A 6,504-nucleotide genomic window follows, 5' to 3' on the forward strand; every position below is an offset into this window, starting at 1 on the left:
CAGCCTTCCCTTCGTGGCGCGCGCCGGCCGCGGCTACTCGGGGCCGCGGCTCTACAGGACATGCTGTCAGACGTCGCTTCCGGTGTATTCGGGCACCGGCATCGAATCGTGCATCCGGACGCCCTTGGTATTGAGCTTCGCCAACGATCGGGACAGCGACCCCGGCATCGCCGAGACCAGTTGAGCGCCATGGGTTAACGCCCACAATCCAATTCGTGAACCGGGGATGATGCCCTTGGCGGCGCCGCGGGCGAACGTCCGGCTGCGATGCACCGGTTCGTGCATCTGTAGTTCATAGGCGGCGAAGGCGCGCAGGTGATCGCCGTCGGCCTCGGCGAGTTCTCCGGCCAGGACATAGGCGCCGAGGACCGCGAGGCTGGTGCTGCCGCCCACCGCGGGACCCGGGCAGTATCCGGCGTCCCCGACCAGGGTGACCCGACGGCGCGACCAGCGGTCGGTGCGCAGTTGGGTGATCGAGTCGAAATAGAAGGTGGGTGTGCGCTCGAGTTCGCCCAGCCAGCTGTCCACCTGGTCGTGCATCCCGGCGAACGCGCTGCGTAGTAATTCCTTCTGCCGCAACGCATCGCGGTGGTCGTAGTCCAATTCCTCTTTGCTGCGGAACATGAACACGGCGCGCGCGTCGTCCAGGTGATCGGCGGTGTAGATCGCGGCCAACCGGCCGACACCGACGTGGGTGACCATCTCGCCGGACTCCGCCATCGTCTTGGGTGCCGACAACACCGCCAGGTATCCCCCGAGGAAGCGGGTGAGCTCGGCCTCCTCGCCGAACGTCAGGCTCCGAACGTTGGAGTGCAACCCGTCGGCGCCGACGATGACGTCGAACGTGCGCGCCGGGCCGTGCTCGAACGTCACGGTGCCGTCGTGCTCGATCGCGGTGATCGAGTCGCCGAACAGGTACTCGACGTCGTCGCGGGCGGCGTCGTAGTAGATCTCGCTCAGGTCGTCGCGCATGATTTCCACGTGCCGGTCGGAGGTGGCGGCGTAGATCTTGGTGAGGTCGATCCGGGTGGCCTTGGTCCGGCCTTCCCGGCATATCGTCAGCCGGTCCGTTCCCGTGGCCAGTGCCTCGATGCGTGGGAGGACACCCATTTTCTCCGAGATTTCCATTGCGGGACGGAACAAGTCGACGGCGTGGCCGCCGGTCTTGCGCAGCGCCGGTGCGCGCTCCACGACGGTGACGTCGAACCCGTACCGGGCCAGCCAGTACGCCAGGACCGGGCCGGCGATGCTGGCGCCAGAGATGAGTATCCGCATGATCACCTCCCACAGTTACTTATCGTTCGGTAAGCATAGGAAATCGGTGGCGGCCGCGCTCCACGCTCTCGGCGGGTGACGTCAGGAAACGCCGCATCGTCGCCGGGCTAAAGTCTTTTGTTATGCGCTTTGGTTTATTCATTCCGCAAGGCTGGCGAATGGACCTCGTCGGCATCGAACCGGAAAAGCACTGGGCGGTGATGCGCGACCTGGCTGACCACGCGGACAAGGGCAGCTGGGACTCGCTGTGGGTCTACGACCATTTCCACACCGTGCCGGTCCCGACCGCCGAAGCCACGCACGAGGCATGGTCGCTGATGGCCGCCTATGCGGCCACCACGTCGCGGATCAAACTCGGCCAGATGTGTACCGCGATGAGCTATCGCAACCCCGTCTACCTCGCGAAGGTCGCCGCGACCGCTGACATCATCTCCGGTGGCCGCATTCAGATGGGCATCGGGGGCGGCTGGTACGAACACGAATGGCGGGCCTACGGTTACGGATTCCCTTCGGCGGGCGTGCGATTGGGCCGGCTGGACGAGGGCGTGCAGATCATGCGCGATGCCTGGCGCGACGGCAAAGTCAGTTTCGACGGCAAGCATTACCAGGTCGACGGCGCGATTGTCGCGCCTAAGCCCCTGCAGGACAACGGGATTCCACTGTGGATCGCCGGTGGTGGCGAGAAGGTGACACTGCGTATCGCCGCCCAGTATGCGCAGTACACCAACTTCACCCCTGAGCCGGAGGCGTTCGCCCACAAGTCCGAGGTGCTGGCCGAACACTGCCGCAACGTGGGCACCGACTTCGACGCCATCGTGCGTTCGGTCAATGTCAACGCAATCGTGGGCACGTCGGAGGCCGACGTCAAAGACCGGCTGCGACGCGTCCGCGACCGCCTGGTCGGCTGCGTGAGCGAGGCCTCGGCGGATGCAATGATCGCCGGCACCAGCGGGCCGGACTCGGCGACGGGCACAATCGAACAGGTCATCGAGCGGCTCACCAAGGTCCGCGACCTCGGCTGCGACTACGCGATCTGCTACTTTCCCGAGGCCGCCTACGACCGTTCCGGTATCGAAATGTTCGAACGAGAGGTCATGCCGGCGCTGAGCTGATCGCGCTAGACGTCGCTGGTGACGTACCGAGTCTTGACCGGAGGCGCGGCCAGCAGAGGCGGCAGCTCGGTCAGCTTGCCCTCACCGGCACGAAACGCGCGGTAGGCCTCGTCCTGCTCGACCGTCTCCCACAACTCGTAGATGATCCAATGCGCTTCGTCGTCCTCATCGACAAGCACGTCGGTGCGGACATTGCCGTCGAACGCCCGGGTGTCCTGCAGCGCCCGGCCCATGAGCTCACGTGCCGCGGCGACCTCACCGGGCTTGATCTTCAGTTCGAGTAGTACCGTGACCGGCATTGTCGTCTCCTTAATCCGGGGGTTCGGCTTGCGTCACCGAGTGTAGGTATTGGACATGATTCAATAGAGTGCCTCACTGCCGCGTGGCCCGGGGAATTCGAGTAACGCTAAAACCTTACAAAGGTCGGCTCCGACGGCCATCGCGATGGTAGCGTCCTTTTCGCGATAGGGGGCGCACGACGGTAGTCGAGCGGCCCCAAACAGCCGCCCGCACAGTGCAACTCCGCCAGGTGCCATTCGCTATAGATACACGGTGGATCAAGACAATCGTCATATGAGGCCAAATCGTGTGGGTGGGAGGGGCTTCGGATGAAACCCGAAGAGCGGATGCTTCCGCTGACACGGGGACAGCTGGATGTATGGCTCGCGGAGGCAACCGGCCGCTTTGGTGCCAAGTGGCAGTTGGGCGTGCTTTTGCGAATCGACGGCACGATCGACCGCGGTTTGCTCGAGTCAGCGATCCGTCAAGTTGTGTACGAGGCCGAACCACTTCGCGCCGCCTTCTTCCAGGTCGACGGCCAAGTGTTCCAAAAGGTGGTTGAGTGCCCAGACATTGAGCTCGCTTGCCACGATCTGACGGGGTCGCAGGATCCTGCACAGGACGCCTACCGGCTGGCGTCATCGATCCAGCAAACGCTGATGCCGCTGAGCGGCCCGCTGTTTAAATTTGCGTTGCTGCAGACGAAGATTGACGAATTCTATTTGTTCGCGTGCTGCCATCACATAGTTGTCGACGGAATCGGCCTTGCACTCGTTTGTCATCGGATCACAGATGTCTATTCTGCAATTGCTTCGGGCGCGCAGATTTCGCCTGCCTTTTTTGGTTCGCTAAGCGAGCTGATCGATTGCGAGTTGGCGTACGAAGCATCCGACGATTACCTCGATGACCAGACTTATTGGACGGAAAACCCTCCGCCGGAGAGTGAATCGCGTTCCTGGTTCGCGCACGTCGCAGATGGGCGTGATCCCGGTGAGTCTTCTGCGCCGGTGCAATTAGACCCTTCCGTCGTTGCCGGGATTGAGGAGTTGTCGCGGGCGCTGGGGGTGCGCCGCTCGTCCGTGATTACGGCGGCGTGCGCACTGCTGGTGCACGGGTGTCACACCGAGGGTTCGAAGGTAGCGCTGGATTTCCCGGTAAGCAGGCGGGTACGTCCGGAGGTACAGACGGTGCCCGGAATGATCTCCGGGGTGGTGCCTCTGGTGTTCGAAGCTGCGCCGGGATCCACGGCCGCTGGTTTTTGCGCACACGTCGACGCGCGAATCCGGGAAGCGCTGCAGCATCAGCGTTTCCCGGTTCACACTGTCGAGACTGCGGGGCGTTCGCGTATCCCGGGGGAGCTGTCGAATCGGGTAGTCGTCAATTTCATTCCGGCAGCCCACATGTCGCATTTCGCCGATGCTGCGACAACGGCGACCCTGACTCACTCGGGCATCGTCGATCAATTCGGGCTGGCCTTCTTCAGGGACGAAGACCGGCTTTTTCTCACCACCCAGGGCGCCGGACAGTTATTCCCTGATTGTGGTGTAAGCGATTTAGCGGGGCGCTTGGAGCGGCTATTGGTCGCCCTGATCACCGACCCCAAGCGTCGGTTGTCATCGATGGATTTGCTGGACCAGGTCGAGCATGCCCGCCTGGATGGGTGGGGCAACCGCGCGGCGTTGACCGGCGCGGTGACGACCGCGGTGTCGGTTCCGGTGTTGTTCGCCGACCAGGTCGCGCGCGCTCCCGAAGCGACGGCGGTTACCTTCGACGGCCGTTCCATGACATATCGGGAGCTGGAGGAGGCTGCTAACCGGTTCGCACACTTGCTGATTGGCCGGGGAGTGGGGCCAGGGCAGTGTGTGGCGCTGATGTTGGAACGCTCAGCGCAGGCGATCGTGGCGATTTTGGCGGTACTGAAGACCGGGGCGGCGTATTTGCCGATCGACCGCGCCCTGCCCGATGCCCGGATCGATTTCATGCTCACCGACGCCGCGCCGGCCGCCGCCATCACCACCGCCGGGCTGGTCGACCGGCTGGGCGGGCGTGATCTGGCTGTCATCGATGTCGACGACCCGGATGTGGACGCCCAGTCCAGTACCGCTTTGCCGCCGCCGCAACCCGACGACATCGCCTACCTGATCTACACCTCGGGCACGACCGGCATGCCCAAAGGGGTAGCCATCACGCACCACAACGTCACCCAGCTGGTGTCGACTCTGACCCTCGGTTCGGCGCCGGGCCGGGCGTGGACCCAATGCCATTCCTATGCCTTCGACTTCTCGGTGTGGGAGATCTTCGGCGCGTTGCTAGCTGGTGGGCGGCTGGTCGTGGTGCCCGAAGAGGTGACCGCCTCACCGGAGGACTTCCACGACGTACTGATCCGCGAACAAGTTGGCGTGTTGAGCCAAACCCCTTCTGCCGCGGGAATGTTGCCGTCGCAGGGGCTGGAATCGGTGGCTTTGCTGCTTGGCGGCGAGCCATGTCCGGCAGAGCTGGTCGACCGTTGGGCACCCGGGCGGGTGATGCTCAACGCTTACGGTCCCACCGAAACCACGGTGTGTGCGGCGATCAGTGCGCCGTTGAGGCCGGGCACGGACGTGGTGCCGATCGGTTCGCCGGTGCCGGGCGCGGCGTTGTTTGTGCTGGATGGATGGTTGCGGCCGGTGCCCGCCGGGGTGGTCGGGGAACTGTATGTGGCCGGCGTCCGGGTCGGATGCGGGTATTGGCGCCGGTCCGCGTTGACCGGGTCGCGGTTTGTGGCGTGTCCGTTCGGTGGGGCCGGAGTGCGGATGTATCGCACGGGGGATTTGGTGCGGTGGGGTTCTGATGGGCAGCTGCAGTATCTGGGGCGCGCTGATGAGCAGGTCAAGGTCCGCGGCTATCGCATCGAGCTGAGCGAGGTGCGGGCGGTGTTGGCCGGGTTGGGCGGGGTGGAGCAGGCGGTGGTGGTCGTCCGCGAGGACGGCCCCGGCGGCAAGCGTCTGGTGGCCTATGTGACCGGGACTGCCGACCCGGCCAAAGTGCGCACCCAACTGGCTGAGCGGCTTCCGGCCTATATGGTCCCGGCGGCGGTGGAGATGTTGGAGGCGTTGCCGTTGACGGTGAACGGCAAGCTGGATACCCGCGCCCTGCCGGCACCGGAGTACAGCGCGGAGGCGTATCGGGCTCCGGGCAGTGCGGTCGAGGAGATCCTGGCTGGGATCTATGCGCAGGTGCTGGGGGTCGAGCGGGTCGGGGTCGACGACTCGTTTTTCGAGTTGGGTGGGGATTCGTTGTCGGCGATGCGGCTGATCGCGGCCATCAATGCCGGTGTGGATGCCGGTCTTTCGGTTGGTGCGGTGTTCGAGGCGCCGACGGTGGCGCAGTTGGTGCTGCGGATCGGGGAGGGCACCGATGGAGGGCAGCCCCTGGTGGCGGGGGAGCGGCCGGCGGTGGTTCCGTTGTCGTTTGCCCAGAACCGGTTGTGGTTCCTCGACCAGTTCCAAGGGCCGTCACCGGTCTACAACATGTCGGCGGCGTTGCGGCTGGACGGTTCCCTGAACGCCGACGCGTTGGGTGCGGCCTTCGCCGATGTGGTGGCTCGCCACGAGAGTCTGCGCACGCTGTTCCCGGCGCCCGAGGGCACACCGCAACAGGTGGTGGTGCCGGTTGAGCGGGCCGATGTCGGGTGGCAGGCAGTCGATGCCAGCGGCTGGTCGACGAGCCAGCTCGACGAGGGCATTGGTTCCGCAGTGCGCTACCCGTTTGATCTGGCTGCTGAGATCCCGTTGCGGGCAACGCTATTCCGCGTCACCGACGATGAGCACGTGTTGGTGGTGGTGGTGCACCATATCGC

The 6,504-nt window shown here is 64.6% G+C and carries 4 protein-coding genes; 2 read left to right on the forward strand and 2 right to left on the reverse strand.

Annotation, left to right across the window (positions count from 1 at the left end):
- Positions 1 to 66: 66 nt before the first annotated feature.
- On the reverse strand, positions 67 to 1,275 hold the full coding sequence (locus A5688_RS24465) for an FAD-dependent monooxygenase (protein WP_067832396.1): 1,209 nt from the start codon (positions 1,273 to 1,275) through the stop codon (positions 67 to 69).
- 122 nt (positions 1,276 to 1,397) lie between these two features.
- On the opposite strand from A5688_RS24465, the gene A5688_RS24470 reads away from it, so the two are divergent.
- Positions 1,398 to 2,387: an LLM class F420-dependent oxidoreductase gene (locus A5688_RS24470; protein WP_067832364.1), complete on the forward strand. Its 990-nt coding sequence runs from the start codon at positions 1,398 to 1,400 to the stop codon at positions 2,385 to 2,387.
- Positions 2,388 to 2,392: 5 nt separating this feature from the next.
- Here A5688_RS24470 and A5688_RS24475 read toward each other — a convergent pair whose 3' ends face one another.
- On the reverse strand, positions 2,393 to 2,686 hold the full coding sequence (locus A5688_RS24475) for a putative quinol monooxygenase (protein ID WP_067832366.1): 294 nt from the start codon (positions 2,684 to 2,686) through the stop codon (positions 2,393 to 2,395).
- A 309-nt stretch (positions 2,687 to 2,995) separates the two neighbouring features.
- Here A5688_RS24475 and A5688_RS24480 point away from each other — a divergent pair.
- Positions 2,996 to 6,504, forward strand: a 3,509-nt coding sequence (locus A5688_RS24480; protein ID WP_120312592.1) for a non-ribosomal peptide synthetase, incomplete at its 3' end; no start/stop codon positions are given.

The sequence above is a fragment of the Mycobacterium mantenii genome (assembly GCF_001667865.1).
GTDB classification, from domain to species: Bacteria; Actinomycetota; Actinomycetes; order Mycobacteriales; family Mycobacteriaceae; genus Mycobacterium; species Mycobacterium mantenii_A.